Below are 16526 nucleotides of genomic sequence, written 5' to 3' on the forward strand. Positions count from 1 at the left end.
CATTTATTCCTCCCTTTTGGCTCGTTCAATCGAATCCATTCCAAGGAAGCCGCCAAGCCTGTCAAAGTGGTTTTCCATGATTGTGCGGCGTTCGGCAAAAAACTTCTCATGGCTTTTTTTCATCATGCCTAACAATGTTGTAAAATCTTCAACCGTCAACGGCTCATCTCTGGCCATCAGGCTCGATGCATTTTGCAGCTCTTTCAAAAGCTTTTGCTGGATTCGTATATTCTCTTTCAGCCGATTGATTTGAAGCTGGACCACTTCGAACGGATTGTAACCGCTATCGGACAAAATCGATTTGATCTCATCGAGCGCTAAACCCAGCTCTTTTAATGCCAAAATTTGCTGCAAGCGTGACAGATCGGATTCGCTGTACAGCCTGTACCCCGAATCGGAATATCCGGACGGTGAATACAAGCCGATCTGATCGTAATATCGCAAGGTTCGAACGGTTAACCCTGTTAATTGGGCCAGTTCGCCGACTTTCCAGTATTTTGGGCCTGTAATGATCATCCCCTCATTTCGCGCGATCCTGATTACCGGTGATTTAACTATATACCATGACGCCACGTAAGGCTCAAGCGGAAAAGGCGAAATTTATAAACACGCACATTAAAAAGCCCCACAATATAAAAACTCGACTTCCTAAGCGTAAAGGAAATCGAGTTTTTTAGGGACTTTTAGCAGAGAATCTCAACCATAAACCCGCCCGGGGCTTTCACGTAAAAAGTATAGGCGTGCGAGTGCTGCGGAGGTTTGACGTCGTATCCGTCCTCGAATAAACGCTGATACATTCGGTTTACCTGCTCTTCATTAGACTGTGGGAAGCCGATGTGAAAGGTTTTGGGATACTCTACCTCGCGGCCTTTCATCAACGTCAAGACAAATCCGTCATCATCAAAGAGGACCGCAAAGTTGTCGCCCCGGCTTGCCTGGCATTTGAGCCCGAAGTAGGTTTCCAGAAATGCCTGCGAAGCCGCGACATCGGTCACCGTAAGGTTTAAATGATTGATTTTCATTATACCGCCGCCCTTTCGATTGGTTTCGAAAAATGATTCGTTTTTATTATATAACCTTCAAGCAAGTGATAAAGTTTGGGGGAAATAGAGCTTTCCGGTAGCGGCGGGATGTGGCGCGATGAATGACATAAAAAGGACCATCTCCGGCAGCAGGCAGCCATCAGAAATTGTCCTTCATTCGCTAAATTGCTTTAAATTTATTCTTATTTCGCGCTGATTTTGAAGCAACAACCCGTCCCCTAATAAAGCACCTTCCCCGTTTGTAATGCGTCGCGAAAGCGCTGGATATCCCTGATTGGGGGATTACCGAACATTCGCGCGTATTCCCGGTTGAAGTACGAGGGGCTCTCATAGCCAACCTGAAAAGCGGCTTCAGCCGCTTCCATCGTATCGGTTAGGAGAAGGCGACGCGCTTCTTGAAGTCTGAGCCGCTTTTGATATTGGATCGGGCTCATGGCCGTTACTTCTTTAAAATAATAATACAAGGACGATTCGCTCATCCCCGCCTCCTCGGCTAATTCATCAACGCGCAGAGGCAATGCAAAATCACGGTTCAACCTCTCAATCACCATCGCGATGCGCTGTGCATGGCTGCCGATGACAGCAAATTGCTTGAGCGTATCGTTCCGATCGTCCTGAATGATTCGGTAAATGATCTCGCGAATCGCATACGGAGCCAGTACCGGAATATCACGGGGCGAGTCCAACAGACGCACCAGACGCATGACCGCATCGTGCAGCGAATCATTCATCCGGTTTATGGCCAGACCGCGTCCATATTTACGGTTAGGGCTCTCGGCTAGATCGGAGGCTTGAATCACATCAAGGATTTGATTCATGTCAAATTGCAGTCGAAGGCAAAAATACGGTGCGTTTGAAGACGCCTCAACGACCTGCCCGGATATCGGCAGATTGACGGAAGCGGTCAAATAATGGTCAGAATCGTACTGATAGCTCTCCTGCCCTAGCATAACAATCTTCGAGCCCTGCGCGATCACGCACAAGGATGGTTGATAAACCGAATGCACCGGTTCGGATATCTGGGACAATCGAATAAAGAATAAACCGGGAATCAACGTCTCGTGTATGCCGTCTTTCATCACGAACCGCTCCATAACCTGCGCTAGTTCTCCCCTTTGCTCCGTGAACTTCCCTTCCATCTCTTCACAACCTTTTATCCCGATTTTTTATTATTTTATGACTTTTTGGAGTATTAGGCAATTGCAGAACATGATCCGGCTACCGCTCTACCTGCCAGTAAGGGCATTATGAATACATTCAATTCAAAAGGAGAGATGGAGAATGCAAACCGACAACAAACATCCTCACCCCTATGTTGGCATGTGGGTAACCAGCGACGGACATATCCGGCATGAACTATTGCCGAACGGACGTTACGATGAAGCCCGCGGCAATCGCCAAAGTGCCTATCAAGGCAACTATACGATCGAAGGCAATCATATCGAATACGTGGATGACACCGGGTTTACAGCCGATGGCGACTTTCGGGACGGAGTGCTCTACCATGCAGGGATGGTGCTCTATCGAGAAGTTTATAAAAAAGGAGAGAACAAATCATGCCAGGTATGAACGGAAAAGTTGTTGTCATTACAGGCGCAAGCAGCGGGATTGGAGAAGCAACCGCGCGACGGTTAGCCGGTCAAGGCGCTCATATCGTTATAGGTGCCAGACGCCTAGAGAGATTGGAGGCACTCGCGGCCGCAATTCGTGCGGAAGGAGGATCGGTCGAGTATCAAGCGCTGGACGTCACGAACCTGGATCAGATGCAGAAGATCATCCGCTTCGCGCAGAGCCGATATGGACGGATTGATGTCATTGTGAACAATGCGGGAGTCATGCCGCTATCGCCGCTTGAAGCTTTGAAAATCGACGAATGGAACCGGATGATCGACGTTAATATTCGCGGTGTTCTCCATGGTATTGCCGCAGGCCTTCCGGTCATGAAGGAGCAGGGTTTCGGCCAATTTGTCAATGTGGCTTCGATAGGCGCTTACGCGGTATCCCCGACGGCAGCGGTATATTGCGCCACCAAATATGCAGTCCGGGCGATTTCCGAAGGTTTGCGACAGGAGGTTGGGCGAGATATCCGAGTGACACTCGTGTCCCCGGGTGTGACGGAATCCGAGCTTGCGGACAGCATTTCGGACGAAGAAGCAAGGCAGCTTATGAAAGAGTATCGCCGGGACGCGCTCCCTGCATCCGCAATCGCCCGCGCCATAGCTTATGCCATTGAGCAACCGGCGGACGTCGATGTGAACGAACTCATAGTAAGACCGACCGCCCAATTTGCTTAATACAGACGTGCAGTTGCCAAGGAGTTTGAAATGGATAAAAAAATATGGATTTTAGCTATTGCCTCATTTGTCGTAGGCACGGTTGAGCTCGTCATTGCCGGAATCATTGATATGATTGCACAAGATCTCAACGTTTCTGTAGGTACCGCGGGCCAACTGATTACTGTCTATTCACTCGTTTTTGCTTTTGGTTCTCCAATACTCATCACCCTGACTTCTAAAGTGGAACGCAGAAAATTGTTAACTGCTGCAATGCTTGTCTTTTTCGCAGGAAATATGATATCTATCGTTAGTCCCAACTTTACGATTCTTATTATTTCGCGGATCATCCTAGCGGCAAGCTGCTCGATTATTGTTGTTCTATCTATTGTGATGGCTTCGAGTATCGTTGCTCCCGAATTAAGAGGCCGTGCAATCGGTATGATATTTATGGGGATCAGTGCGTCTCTTGTCCTTGGTGTCCCTCTGGGTACCATCATCGGCGAAATGTGGGGTTGGCGCTCAACATTTGCATTGGTCGGGGGGCTTACTTTAATCGTAGCTTGGGCCGTCAAACGATATCTTCCACAGGTTGCTCCCCGTCAAGGAGTCCCGTTGTCGGAACAGCTTCGAACGCTAAAGGATTCTAGAATCTTATCCGCTCATTTCATCTCGATCTTGCAGATGACGGGCCAATTCACAATCTATGCCTACATTACACCTTTTTTGCATGAGACGATGGGTCTGTCAACGAGCATAATCAGTATTGTTCTGTTTGTATATGGATTAGCTGGTATAGCGGGAGGATGGATCGGAGGATGGTCCTCAGATAAGCTTGGAAACAGCAAGACGATTATCGTCACTCTTCTGCTGCATGCGTCGGCTGTGTTTTTATTGCCTTATGCTACGGGTTCTATGTTTCAATTACTTATCGTGGTCGTCGTCTGGTGTGCATTTAATATGGCCCCAAGCCCCGCCATTCAAAGCTACCTGATACAGGCGGCTCCGGAAACTTCGGATATCCAGTTAAGCTTTAATACATCGTCTTTACACATAGGAGTTGCAGCTGGTTCTATCGTTGGGGGACTGATTGTAAACCATTATTCCGTCACGACAAATACTTGGGTCGGCGGACTGATTATTATTTTGGCCATCCTATCGGCAATCTTCTCCTTAAGGAAAAACAAAGCCATGACATCGACCGTTTCATCTTAAGCAAAATAAATTATAAAGAACAATGACCAAAAGTCTCGGCCTGTGCGCTGTACTTCCATGATGGAGGCTCAGATTCACAGGTCGAGACATTTTCGCATTCATGCTGGCGGCTGTTGGAATCTGTTCGATTTGAACATCCCTCCTGTATGGAAGGAACATCAGCATAACTGGTTACTCCGCAAATCGAATGCGTCCGATGCCTATGCGCTCGGTGCCACCCGATCGACTTTTTAGTAACCCGGATAGGGATATCTTTATCTGTTGAAGTAGTGCCCCTGTTCTAGGTCTGCGATCAGACCAGGGTTCACCGGCTGCCATCCCAAGCGTTCCTGGGTCAGTACGCTCGACGCCAGGTTGTCGGTCGAAGCGGCGAAGGCGAGCCACCCGAAGTAAGCCTCTGCTTCATCGGGGGAAATGCTGCGCACCGGCAGGTTCAGGTGGCGGCCGATAACCTCAGCGATCTCCCGGAAGGGCACGCCCTCATCGCCAACCCCGTGATACACGCCGCCTGCAGTCCCTTTTTCCAGCGCCAGTCTGAACAGGCGCGCCGCATCAAGCTGGTGAACCGCCGGCCAGCGGTTGAGTCCTTCATTCACGTACGCCGCAAAACCTTTCTCCCGCGCGATGCCGATCAAGGTCGGAACAAAGCCCTGCTCTCCCGGGCCATGCACGGACGGTGACAGGCGGACGACCGAAGCTCTCACCCCGCGCCCAACCAGCGCGAGCGCAGCCTCCTCGGAGCGGCGCGGCGTAGATTGAGTCGACGTGTCTTCTTCCGTCCCGAGCCGCCCCGGCGTTAGCATCAACGTTCCCGAGGTGGCCACAAACGGCTTACCGGTGCCCTCCAGCGCCGCCCCGATCGCCTCGATCGCCCGACTTTCCACCTCGGCAGCTGCCACGAAGTTCGAGAAATCGTGGTTGAAGGCCAGGTGAATCACACCGTCCGCTACTGCGGCGCCTTCCTGCAGGCTGTTAAGGTCTTCGAGAGAACCGCTGTGCACCTCGGCCCCGGCGACCGCCAGCGACGCGGCCGACTTATCCGAGCGGGCGAGCCCAACGACCTGATGCCCCGCGGCAATAAGTTCCCGAACAACGGCGGAGCCGACGAAGCCCGTTGCGCCTGTTACAAATACACGCATATTTTTTGCATTTTCCATATAGATCCTCTTCCCTTCCTTGATTCGTTTATTAGAAATCGGATAATCAGCCAACCGCGGTTTTTAGACGTACTTAGATTTGCGAGCCGCCTCCGTCAACGGGGAACTCAGCCCCTGTGGTGTAGGTGGCATCGAATGCGAGAAACAGGGCTGCTTTGGCAACCTCGAGGGGGTGCCCAAAACGCAACATTGGGATCTGCTCTCTCATCTGCGCCTGGGTCTGTTCTGCAGCTTCCTTCGGCATCGACTCCATGATGCCGGTGTCGATGGGGCCGGGGCTGACCGCGTTGACGCGAATCTGCCGCGGTAACAGCTCGCGGGCCAGACCGCGAGTCATGGAGCGCAGCGCTGCTTTACTGGCCGCATACGCACTGAGCATCGGGATACCCACTACGTTCGCGATCGAGGTGGTGAGCACCACGCCGCTTCCTGCGTTTAGCAACGGGGTCAGTTTCTGCACGGTGAAGTACGGGCCTTTGGTGTTGATGGTTAGTAACTCGTCGTACACTTCTCCGGTCATCGACTCGAAGGAGACAAAGCGCGTGGTGCCGGCGTTTACGAACAGGGCATCGATCGTTCCAAACTCGGCCTTTACCCGGTCGGCCAACTCGTCGATATCCGTTAACGACGCTGCGTCGCTCAGCACTGCGACCGCGTCGTTGCCAATTTTTTTACGAGCTGAGTCAAGCTTAGCCTGGGTACGACCAGTGATCAGAACGCGCGCACCTTCATCCGCCAGCAGCTTCGCTGTCTCGAGACCGATCCCGCTGCTACCTCCCGTGATCACGACTTTCTTGCCTGCGTCATTTTCCTTTCTCCACCGTATGCATCTTTTATTTCCTCCCTTGGCTTTAGAAGCTCATTTATTTTTGCAACACCGATTATAACTCACCAAATTAATAAAGTAAACAAAATTAATAAAAATAGTTAATTAATTAATTTTAGTAAAAAGTGTTTGTTGTACCGGAGAATTCGTTATAATATGTTGTATAAGTACAAAGGAGGCTTCATTTCGTGAGAAAAGCCGTAAGCGCCGATCATTATATCGAGAAAATAAAACCGGTCATCAGAAAGAACAAATTCAGCCAACTCAAAATAGACGATATCGCCAAATACATGGATATCAGCAAGGTGACTCTGTATAAGCATTTTTCATCCAAAGATGACATTATTCAGCAGGTCGTAGAGTATGGAATAAACTATTTGAAGCAGGCCGATGCCGTAGTGAGCGACGAGTCCGTTTCTTATATCGAGCGTTTTCAGCAAACGTTCCTGCAATCGCTAATCTGCGTCATTTTTATATCCGATTTGTTCCTGGAGGACCTCAAAGAATTCTATCCGCGGTTATTTGAAAGTCTTGTCATTGCCCAGCAGAATCGGAACAAAAATCTGGAAAGCTTTTTTGAAGCCGGGATAGATCAGGGAATTTTCAACCGAATGAATGCTGTGCTGTCATTGGTTCAAGACGACGCTACGCTGCGGCGGATCATAGAACCGACTTTTAGTATTCAGTATGATCTCACCTTGAAACAAGCCGTAATGGAATTTTACAACATGAAAAAGTATCAAATGATTCGCCCTGAACATTTGGATAAGTTTGACGATTCTTATTTTGAAGATCGGGTCGTTCAAATTTTGCAGACCATTTAATCATTATGTTGGTTCTCTCGGGACTGCCGGATCAACAGTTGAAGTTGAACTCATTCCCCGGGTTTCTCCAATGGTGCAACCTTCCATATTTTGATTGCGTCTATAGGGAAGACAAGGTCAAAATTTCCCGAAGAAGGTGTGGTTAGATGAAGAAGAAACGTTATGTATCCGGAACTGTGGCAGCTTTGGCGTTCTCCCTGGCAATTGGGGGATCCGTGTTCGCTGCAGGCGTGGGCTTTACGGATTTGGACGGAATCGCAGGAGCCGATAAAATAACTTCGCTCCAGCAGCAGAAGCTGCTGAAAGGTGACAGCGAATCGGTCTTTCGGCCGCAAGCACGGCTGACGAACGCGGAAGGCGTTCAGTTGCTGGCGAACGTGCTGGTAGATGTGCCGGTTTCAAAGGCTGCCGATGACAGCAAAAATCCAGCCCTGACCCATGTTAAAGACGGTGCTTGGTTTGCCCCGGCTTTTCAAACGGTTACCGACCATGGCATCGTTCTGCCTGCCGATATCGAACCCGGCCAAGCCATGACTCGGGAAGCATTCACGCAATATTTGATCAAGACGGTGGAACAAAAGGGCAACCTGCCGATGATCAATCTGGTGCCGAAAAATATTGCTGACGAAAGCCAAATGACCCCTGAGTATCAAGGGGCCATTCAGCGGGCGCTGGCTTGGGGGATTGCCGACCTGGACAGCAGCGGAAATTTCCGTCCCCAGGATCAAGTGACCCGGGCGGAAGCGGCCGTCATGCTTTACAATGCGCTGGATTTTTTGAAAACACACCCTTCCCCTAAGGCAGAATAAAAGAACCGGGAACCGTTGGTGTTGTCAGACAACGCCGATATTTATTCTTAATAACCGCTCATAACCAAAGCACGGTTTTGTCAAGGCTCTTTTCCTTGATGGAAATCGGGCTTTGGTTTTTTCTTTTATCTGCAAGCCAATTATCATCCCGCTCCCTTCCCTCCAGATACATTCGAAATTGCCCGCTGCTTGGTTACTCATTTTTTAGCTTCCGAACAAAATCCTTACGAAGTTCTCCGTATTCCTCCTGCCTTATTTGCAAGTGTTTTATTTCATTTGATTCAACAATGGATTGAATAATTTCGCCCTGTTGAACCCAAAATATACCCAAAACAATGGGTGAAAACTGAGGAAAAAAATCTGCCCCTTGGCGTAAAGCGTTGTTGCATACATAGTGATAATTTTCGAGTTTATGGCTGTCCACACAGTTCACATTAATGAGCTAATTTTTATAGCATGATCGGGGATTTTAAAGGAGCGGAACGGGTCATTTATAAGCGGTATATTTTGGGCTACGGGGCGTTTAGATGAATCAAAGGAGCGGGATATAGAAGCGATCTGCCGGCACAACGATACCCTGGGTGTCGGAAAACCGCTAAATTTTATTTTGATGAGGGGATATCCATGATTTCTTATGAAGACGTTAGAAACGTCAGAGAATCGCTTGCACAACTTAGCAACGCCGATTGGCTGCTGCACTCTTGGGGAACATGGCAATGGTGGATGTTGCTTTCAGCAACGATTGTTCCTTGGATCATTGCATGGAAATTCATGGACAAAAACAGAGGGAAAGAGCTCCTGATTTTGGGAATGGCATTCACAATCATTTCGTTAATGCTTGATAATCTAGGCACCTTTTATAGCCTTTGGGGGTATTCGATCAAATTGATACCCTTAACCGTCGAATTCGTCCCAGGCGATTGTTCCATATTTCCTGTGACATATATATTCATGAATCAGTTTTCCAAAAACTGGAGATCGTTTGTCGTGATCTCTGTTGTTGCTGCAGCCTTTTTCTCGTATATTATTGAACCTTTTTTTAAACATATCGGCATTTATCGGAACCATAGTCCTTGGAGTTACACATGGAGTTTTGTCGGGTTCATTATCGTTTTTATATTCGTTCGGTTTTTTGCTTACAAATTAATTAAGAAATTGGCTTGAAACCACAAACGCTTTATTCACGTTACTTTTTAACTACAACACTTCGGATCACCGACATGTAATGATCGAACTTTTGCACTCCCGTCAAGATTTAAAAAACCAATGGCTTCGCCCTAATAACATGGGGCGAAGCCATTGGTTTTACATTAAAATCGGATTATATCCCAGCCCCCTTTGTACAGGGGATATCGCCACGCTGAACAAGCCAACGCAGAGCGGCCTGGACGGACTTGTTGTGCTTTTTCGCGATCGAGGCATCACCTTCGTTGCCGAACAGGTTGTTGCGTCCTTCAGCGAACGGCCACCTCGAATCAATAAAACCGGCCAATTGGCCGGTTTTATCGATCCTGTTGCCATAGCAAACCCGAAAAACTATTCTTCATCAAGCATGGCAAGCGGGCTAAAGGACTCGTAATGGATATCCTCTTTAGGTACGTTCAACTTACGAAGTAACTTGACCACACTCTCCATAAACGGAACCGAAGCGCATAAGTACTTGACGTGGCTATATCCTCCCCATATAATTAAATCAATATAACATATGAGCAATTATTCATATGATATAAAAACGATATAGAAAGTAGGTATATGTATGGCAGGACATGATCACAATCATGCCCATGATCATAGTCACGGACATGGACAAAACAACAAAAAAGTGTTGCTGTTCTCTTTCATTATCATTACCGCATACATGTTGGTCGAGGCATTTGGCGGATTTATTACCAATAGTTTAGCTTTGCTATCCGATGCCGGTCATATGTTATCGGATTCCATTGCGTTAGCGATCGCTTTACTTGCTTTTAAGTTTGGAGAGAAGGCTGTCAATAAGGGAAAAACCTTTGGTTACAGAAGATTTGAAATACTGGCTGCAATGCTAAATGGCGTTACCCTGATTGCGATTGCCTTGTACATTTTTTATGAGGCGATTGATCGATTTGTAAACCCGCCAGAAGTGGCTACATTAGGAATGCTGGTCATCAGTTGTATTGGTCTGCTTATTAATATACTCGTAGCCTGGATTATGATGCGCGGAAGCGATACGGAGCACAACCTGAACATGAGAGGCGCATACCTGCACGTTATTAGCGATATGCTGGGGTCCATCGGAGCCATCATTGCCGCTCTGCTGATGATGTTCTTCGGCTGGGGATGGGCAGACCCGCTTGCCAGTGTCATCGTCGCAGTACTCGTTCTTCGGAGCGGTTACTTTGTTAGCAAGTCTTCCCTGCATGTACTTATGGAAGGAACACCACGTAATATTGATGTAGAGGAAGTTGTGCGAGCCATTTCTCAGTTCGAAGGTGTGAAGGCTGTGCATGATGTGCATATATGGGCAATAACGAGCAACTTAAACGTCCTTACGGCCCATATTGTGGTCGACGGGGACAGAACGGTTTATGAAGTCGACGCCCTTTTGCAAAAAATCGAACATATGCTGGAACACAAAAATATTCCTCACTCTACTTTACAAATCGAATCCGAACAACATAGACACGATGAATCCGTTTTTTGTAATGCAAAAGCCGGTGCACCGGATGCACATGCCCATCATCACCATTAATACAAGGAGTACAAAGCTGTAATACAGTTTTTATATCGTTTATTGGAGCGGCTGGCTGAAACCTACCCGCTCCTTTTTTATTCTTCAGGTAAGAAAAAGTGTCGTAGCAGTTTCCCTCTCAGCAAGAGATTAAAGGTTTTAATGCCGATGTATTTTTTGCTTAATTAGTTCAATGCCAATCCCATTCCGAGCAATAGTGATTTTTAGGCCCGGTTAGAGCCTCGCGAACGTGATGTAATCGACTTGGACAGGCTCCGCCGATTCCATCCGAAGTGCCCGGTTGATCTGTCCCCGGTGATATTGCCCATGCAAGAGAACCTGCAACAGGAGGTCCCGGACGGACGTTCGGAACGGAACCCCGCTCTGGTTTGCATAGTCGACCATTTCGTCCAACTCGGATTCCTCGAGCCCTTCGATATAGACGCGATATTGCTCGGCGTTTTCTTCGAACATCGTCCGAATCGCCGTCAGGTCTTCCGCATCCTCCCACAACGAATATTGCGCGCTGCCCTTGCCCTGCAATCGGGACAACCAGACCCGTTCCGCGACCGCGACGTGCCGAACCAGCTTCAGAAGTTCCTTGTTCTTCGTCCCACTTTCCTCAAGCGCGTCCAAGATGCGTCCGTCCGCCCAGTACAGGTGGTCCATCATGCACTTGATCGTCTTCATTTCGTTTTCCCCCTCTTCGTCTCTTCGATTCCTTGAACCTACTGTTATCCGTTAGTTTAATCATTTAGTTTAATCATTTGAACGAACTAAAACAACCTTTTTTCGGTGATTCCTTGTTCGAGGCACGCCCAAAAAGAGCATAATGCACAATTATGGTAAAAAGGACAGCTGCGACCGCTCTTCAACTCTCCTTTTTATGAAAAGACCATTGCACATGGATGGGCGTCAATGATCATTCCTTATATATTCCTTCCGGTCTAAGTGTGCCTGTTGGACGGATTCTCAAAATTCGTAAATCAGCGGCTTACGTCACATGTTTGAGCTTGCCTGTTTCTCGGTCGATCCTTGGATGTACCGCTCCCCCCATTCGCACATCACATCGATGACCGGCCGAAGTGATTGGCCAAGCTCGCTCAACTCATAAACGACTTTCGGCGGGACCTGGTTGTATACCGTCCTGATGATGACCCCATCCTCTTCCAGCTCTCTAAGCTGCTGAGTCAGCATTTTCTGCGTGATGCCCGGGATCAACTTTTTTAGCTCGCTCGTTCGTTTCGCTCCATAGGTTAAATGGCATAAAATAAGCGTTTTCCATTTTCCCCCGATGACTTCCAGGGTCGCTTCTATAGGTATATTAAAAGCTTGCTGCATACTCGCTTTCATGGCATGTTTTCCCCCGATCAAAATAGGTACTTTTGGGTTCCTATATTACCTTTTGGTGAAAATGACACAAAAAAGTGCGTACTTCTGTTCCTCGATTATATGATACATAATCTCCTTGTGCCAATAAGGAAATCGGCAGACTCAATCCAGCCGGTTCCGGAATGGATGATTATTCATAATGAGGAGGACATATCGAATGAAGGCAAACGGTCAAACGTTTCAAAGTTCCGGCAAGCTTTCCTGGGGCTTATTGTTCGTTTTGTGCGGCGCAATTTTTCTGGAAGGGATCGACGTGTCGATGATGGGCGTGGCTCTGCCCGCGATCCGTGCTGAACTGGGCATGTCGACCGGTTCGCTGCAATGGGTAGTCAGCGCCTATGTATTGGGGTATGGCGGCTTCATGCTGCTCGGAGGCCGGGCAGCCGACCTGTTCGGGCGAAAAAAAATGTTTCTGGTATGGCTCACGGTTTTCTTTGCTTTCTCCGGGCTAGGCGGACTATCGACCGAAGGCTGGATGCTGATCACCGCCCGGTTTGTTACAGGCATTAGCGCAGCGTTTATGACGCCGGCCGGCTTATCCATCATCACGACAAGCTTTGCGGAGGGAACTGCACGTAACAAGGCATTGCTCGTTTATGCCGGGACAGCAGCCGCCGGGTTTTCACTCGGTCTTGTGGTCGGCGGCATCTTAAGTGAGATCAGCTGGCGGTGGGTTTTCTTTGGTCCCGTCCTATTAGCGTTCGTGATTCTTCTAGCCGCGATTCGCCTCATACCGGCCTCCGGTCGGCCGGAGGCCTCCTCCAAAGGCTTCGATCTGGCCGGAGCAATCAGCGTCACGGCAGCCATGCTGCTTCTGGTTTACGGAGTCGTGGAATCTTCCAACCTGGGCTGGAGCTGGACCGCCGGAATATTAGCCTGCAGTGCTCTGCTTTTTGGTCTCTTCGCAACGATTGAGCGACGCTCGGCATCCCCCTTGGTACGCCTTGGCATTTTTTCAGCCAGCTCACTCGTACGGGCAAACCTGGGTGCCATGTTGTTTGCCGGCTCCTTTTTCGGGTTCCAATTCGTGACGGTGCTCTACCTCCAAGAACTGCGCGGCTGGTCATCCCTTGAAACGGGTCTTGCCCTGCTCGCCGTCGGTGTCGATTCCATACTCGCACCTACCCTGACCCCCAAGCTGGTAAACCGTTTCGGCAATATTCCGGTGATTTTCGGCGGGTTCTGCCTCGCTGCGTTAGCCTACGCCCTTTTTCTTCCCATCGGTTTGGATTGGACCTATGCAGCGATGTTCCCGACGATGATCCTGACGGGCCTCGCCTTTTCGCTGACTTACGGACCTTTAACCATCGCCGCCACGGACGGAATTGCGGAAGAAGAGCAGGGGCTCGCCAGCGGGTTATTGAATACCTCCTTCCAGTTTGGCGCCGCACTTGGTTTGGCGGTCGTGACCGCTGTGCAGATTGGCTCTACAAGTTTGGACAACTCACCGCAAGCGATGCTCGATGGCTACCGTACAGCGATGATGGTTCCGATTGCCGCTTCCCTTCTCGGGATTGGCATCACCGCCCTCGGCCTTCGTAAACGCTCTCCGGTAGTGAACAGTTAAATATGAAGAAGCTCCGTCGAGTGAACAGTTAAATAATTAAGAAGCTCCGTCGCTGGATAAAAGAAACCAAGGGCAGATTCCTGCTCTTGGTTTCTTTACTGACCGGTTCATTGAAATCGTGCAACCGGATCCGGCGTTCCGGTATGTTGCCAAAAAAACCACTGTCGATGTACATCAACAGCGGTCCTTTATCTTGGCAGCGTCCTACTCTCCCAGAACCCTTCGGTTCGGTCCAACCCCTGATTTTCATGATTAAACAACAAATGAGCTCAGACTAATCTGAGCTCATTTATGTTGATCAAGAAGTTACAATCAATATTTTCCGGTTAATACTGCGTTTATCAGTTACGCTTTAATTTTTCAGTTAAATACGAATTTAACGCATTCATCAATTTGTCGTTTGGTCTTGAATCCTTATTCCACCGTCACGCTTTTCGCCAAATTCCGCGGCTTATCTACGTCGTTTCCTCTCGCGAGGGATGCGTAGTAGGACAGCAGCTGCAGCGGAACGACCGACAGGGCTGGCGTCAGCAGCGGCAATGTTTTAGGGATGGCAAAAGCTTGGTTTACGGACTTAAGCAGGCTTGCGACATGGTCTTCATGCGTAATCGCCATGATGTCGGCGCCGCGTGCGCTCACTTCTTTGATGTTGCTGACCGTTTTTTCAAGGACGTCTTCCTGGGTTGCCAAAGCAATGACCGGAATGCCTTCTTCGATCAAAGCCAGCGTGCCGTGTTTCAATTCGCCGGCTGCATAGGCTTCGGAATGGATGTAGGAGATCTCTTTCAGCTTCAAAGAGCCTTCCTGCACGACCGCATAATCCAGTCCCCGTCCGATAAAGAATAAGTGCTCATGCTTGGAGATCTGTTCTGCATAAGCTTTGATCGCATCCGGTTTTTCCAGCATGCTTTCCAGCTGCTCAGGCAGCGCCTGCATAGCGGCGATAATGTGTGCAACCTCTTCCGGCGTTTTCGTGCCGCGCACCTCTGCCAGGTACAATGCGAACAAGTAGAAAGCGATCAATTGGGAAGTATAAGCTTTTGTCGAAGCAACCGCAATTTCCGGACCGGCCAACGTCACGATGACGTCGTCCGCATCGCGGGCGATGGAGCTGCCGACCACGTTCGTAATGGCAAGCACATGTGCTCCGTGGGACTGTGCTTCGCGCAGAGCCGCCAGCGTATCCGCCGTTTCACCCGATTGGCTGACCACAATGACCAGCGTATCCTTGGTGACGATCGGGGAACGATAACGGTATTCGGAAGCCACATCGGTTTCAACCGGAATCCGTACCAGCGATTCAATCGCATGGCGTCCAACAAGGCCCGCATGGTATGCCGTGCCGCAGGCCACGATTTGGATTTTGCTGATGCCTTTGATTTGCTCCGGCGTCAGCTTCAGCTCAGGCAAAACGACCTTTTTGCCGGATTCGTCGATCCGTCCGCGCATCGTGTCGCGATAGGCTTGCGGCTGCTCATGAATCTCTTTAAGCATAAAGTGATCAAAGCCGCCTTTTTCCGCAGTGACCGCATCCCAATCGACATGAATCATTTCCCGAGAAATAAAATTCCCTTCGATCGTCATCAATTCGACAGAGTCTTTCGTCAGAACGGCCATCTCCCCGTCGTTCAAAATATACACGTCGCGCGTATATTGAAGAATCGCCGGAATATCCGAACCGATAAAGTTTTCGCCTTTCCCGATCCCGATGATAAGCGGACTTGCCTGACGTACGGCAACGAGTTTATCCGGCTCGTATTCGGTCAGTACGCCCAGCGCAAACGCTCCGCGCATATGGGAAATAGCTTTTTGCACCGCTTTGACGATATCCCCTTCGTACTCACGGGCAATCAGATGCGAGATGACTTCCGTATCGGTTTCGGACACGAAATGATGCCCTTCCGCGATCAGCTCATCCTTCAGCTCCAAATAGTTTTCGACAATCCCGTTATGAACGACCGAAAACTTATGGCTGTTGTCCGTATGAGGATGGGAGTTCACGTCCGACGGTTTGCCATGGGTTGCCCAGCGCGTATGTCCGATCCCTGCGCTTCCCACCAGCGGCGTTTCCTCCAGCTTCGACTCCAGGTTCGCAATCCGGCCCTTCGCTTTGGCAATTTGCAATCCCTTATCCGTAAATACGGCAATGCCTGCGGAATCGTAACCGCGGTACTCCAGCTTTTTCAATCCCTCGAGCAATACTTCCTGCGTATCTTTTTGACCAATATATCCGACAATACCACACATAATATATTTTCCTCCGTTCACTTCTCCAAATTGGGTTTAGAGAGCATACGGGAACAAACCGTGCGGCAATGCCAAAATGTACGGAAAACAATGTTCGTATGAAGTTTACAAAGTACGGTTTTCACGAATGTACACTCTGGCTGCTGCCGCTTATTGGATCAATGCCCGCACACTCATGAAAAAATATGATTAGTTTTCTTTCACCCACCGGAAGCGTTGTGTGAACGGTCGCCCATTCATTTTCCGTTTTCGGTTTAACGGCTTTGGTGAATCACCGGAAGGTCCCCGCCGAATCATTCGAACACCTTCACCTCGTCAACTTGGCGCTTCGCGAATCCGCCAATGCAATGGTCGAATTCTTTCTCCGTACAAAGCCCAAGTTCTGGCGCTTTATGAAAAAACCTCACGATCCTCGCTTTCTATTTCGGAATGACAAATTTTTTAAAAACCGCCTGTCATTTGAAAC

Annotated in this window: 17 protein-coding genes and 1 pseudogene; 8 read left to right on the plus strand and 10 right to left on the minus strand. The window is 49.1% G+C overall.

From position 1 onward, the window contains the following. Window positions 1-3: 3 nt before the first annotated feature. The 3 genes from GQY55_RS24720 to GQY55_RS24730 form a co-directional block, all read right to left on the minus strand. Window positions 4-516 (minus strand): MerR family transcriptional regulator, encoded by a 513-nt coding sequence (locus GQY55_RS24720; RefSeq protein WP_160044582.1) that lies wholly within the window; start codon window positions 514-516, stop codon window positions 4-6. A gap of 167 nt (window positions 517-683) precedes the next feature. After that, window positions 684-1022 (minus strand): VOC family protein, encoded by a 339-nt coding sequence (locus tag GQY55_RS24725; RefSeq protein WP_160044583.1) that lies wholly within the window; start codon window positions 1020-1022, stop codon window positions 684-686. A 239-nt stretch (window positions 1023-1261) separates the two neighbouring features. After that, entirely contained in the window at window positions 1262-2182 is a 921-nt protein-coding gene (locus GQY55_RS24730; protein WP_160044584.1) for an AraC family transcriptional regulator, read from the minus strand. A 142-nt stretch (window positions 2183-2324) separates the two neighbouring features. On the opposite strand from GQY55_RS24730, the gene GQY55_RS24735 reads away from it, so the two are divergent. The 3 genes from GQY55_RS24735 to GQY55_RS24745 are packed head-to-tail and all read left to right on the plus strand — an operon-like array spanning window position 2325 to window position 4531. Continuing rightward, entirely contained in the window at window positions 2325-2612 is a 288-nt protein-coding gene (locus GQY55_RS24735; protein ID WP_160044585.1) for an Atu4866 domain-containing protein, read from the plus strand. Further along, window positions 2600-3337, plus strand: a complete 738-nt coding sequence (locus GQY55_RS24740; RefSeq protein WP_160044586.1) for an SDR family oxidoreductase — start codon at window positions 2600-2602, stop codon at window positions 3335-3337. The genes GQY55_RS24735 and GQY55_RS24740 overlap by 13 nt, the downstream gene beginning before the upstream one ends. A gap of 30 nt (window positions 3338-3367) precedes the next feature. Continuing rightward, window positions 3368-4531, plus strand: a complete 1164-nt coding sequence (locus GQY55_RS24745) for an MFS transporter (RefSeq protein WP_160044587.1) — start codon at window positions 3368-3370, stop codon at window positions 4529-4531. Between the two features lie 254 nt (window positions 4532-4785). On the opposite strand, the gene GQY55_RS24750 is transcribed toward GQY55_RS24745, so the two are convergent. Both GQY55_RS24750 and GQY55_RS24755 read right to left on the minus strand, forming a co-directional pair. After that, a complete protein-coding gene (locus GQY55_RS24750) occupies window positions 4786-5670 on the minus strand; it encodes an SDR family oxidoreductase (RefSeq protein WP_160044616.1) in 885 nt (294 codons plus the stop codon). A gap of 91 nt (window positions 5671-5761) precedes the next feature. Then, on the minus strand, window positions 5762-6514 hold the full coding sequence (locus tag GQY55_RS24755) for an SDR family oxidoreductase (protein WP_160044617.1): 753 nt from the start codon (window positions 6512-6514) through the stop codon (window positions 5762-5764). Window positions 6515-6702: 188 nt separating this feature from the next. Between GQY55_RS24755 and GQY55_RS24760 the strand changes: the two genes are divergently transcribed. Further along, a complete protein-coding gene (locus GQY55_RS24760) occupies window positions 6703-7338 on the plus strand; it encodes a TetR/AcrR family transcriptional regulator (RefSeq protein WP_160044588.1) in 636 nt (211 codons plus the stop codon). Window positions 7339-7484: 146 nt separating this feature from the next. Continuing rightward, on the plus strand, window positions 7485-8147 hold the full coding sequence (locus tag GQY55_RS24765; protein WP_160044589.1) for an S-layer homology domain-containing protein: 663 nt from the start codon (window positions 7485-7487) through the stop codon (window positions 8145-8147). 193 nt (window positions 8148-8340) lie between these two features. Here GQY55_RS24765 and GQY55_RS31610 read toward each other — a convergent pair whose 3' ends face one another. After that, on the minus strand, window positions 8341-8571 hold the full coding sequence (locus GQY55_RS31610) for a hypothetical protein (RefSeq protein WP_236575844.1): 231 nt from the start codon (window positions 8569-8571) through the stop codon (window positions 8341-8343). A gap of 200 nt (window positions 8572-8771) precedes the next feature. Here GQY55_RS31610 and GQY55_RS24770 point away from each other — a divergent pair, with 200 nt between their 5' ends. After that, entirely contained in the window at window positions 8772-9311 is a 540-nt protein-coding gene (locus GQY55_RS24770) for a CBO0543 family protein (protein ID WP_160044590.1), read from the plus strand. 193 nt (window positions 9312-9504) lie between these two features. Here the strand turns inward: GQY55_RS24770 and GQY55_RS31615 are convergent. After that, window positions 9505-9612: pseudogene (locus GQY55_RS31615) on the minus strand (aldo/keto reductase); the annotation flags it as partial. Window positions 9613-9903: 291 nt separating this feature from the next. Between GQY55_RS31615 and GQY55_RS24780 the strand changes: the two are divergent. Beyond that, entirely contained in the window at window positions 9904-10875 is a 972-nt protein-coding gene (locus GQY55_RS24780) for a cation diffusion facilitator family transporter (protein ID WP_160044591.1), read from the plus strand. 213 nt (window positions 10876-11088) lie between these two features. Here GQY55_RS24780 and GQY55_RS24785 read toward each other — a convergent pair whose 3' ends face one another. Both GQY55_RS24785 and GQY55_RS24790 read right to left on the minus strand, forming a co-directional pair. Beyond that, window positions 11089-11544, minus strand: coding sequence for a DinB family protein (locus GQY55_RS24785; RefSeq protein ID WP_160044592.1), 456 nt, complete (start codon window positions 11542-11544; stop codon window positions 11089-11091). A 309-nt stretch (window positions 11545-11853) separates the two neighbouring features. Next, window positions 11854-12207: a winged helix-turn-helix transcriptional regulator gene (locus GQY55_RS24790; RefSeq protein WP_160044593.1), complete on the minus strand. Its 354-nt coding sequence runs from the start codon at window positions 12205-12207 to the stop codon at window positions 11854-11856. A gap of 196 nt (window positions 12208-12403) precedes the next feature. Between GQY55_RS24790 and GQY55_RS24795 the strand changes: the two genes are divergently transcribed. Beyond that, window positions 12404-13813, plus strand: a complete 1410-nt coding sequence (locus GQY55_RS24795) for an MFS transporter (RefSeq protein WP_160044594.1) — start codon at window positions 12404-12406, stop codon at window positions 13811-13813. Between the two features lie 414 nt (window positions 13814-14227). Here the strand turns inward: GQY55_RS24795 and glmS are convergent, their stop codons facing one another. Next, the gene (gene glmS, locus GQY55_RS24800; RefSeq protein WP_160044595.1) at window positions 14228-16060 is read right to left on the minus strand and encodes a glutamine--fructose-6-phosphate transaminase (isomerizing); all 1833 of its coding nucleotides are present in this window, start codon (window positions 16058-16060) and stop codon (window positions 14228-14230) included. Window positions 16061-16526 lie beyond the last annotated feature (466 nt).

Origin of the sequence: Paenibacillus sp. USDA918EY, from assembly GCF_009870825.1 — a bacterium.
GTDB lineage: Bacteria > Bacillota > Bacilli > Paenibacillales > Paenibacillaceae > Paenibacillus_AQ > Paenibacillus_AQ albilobatus.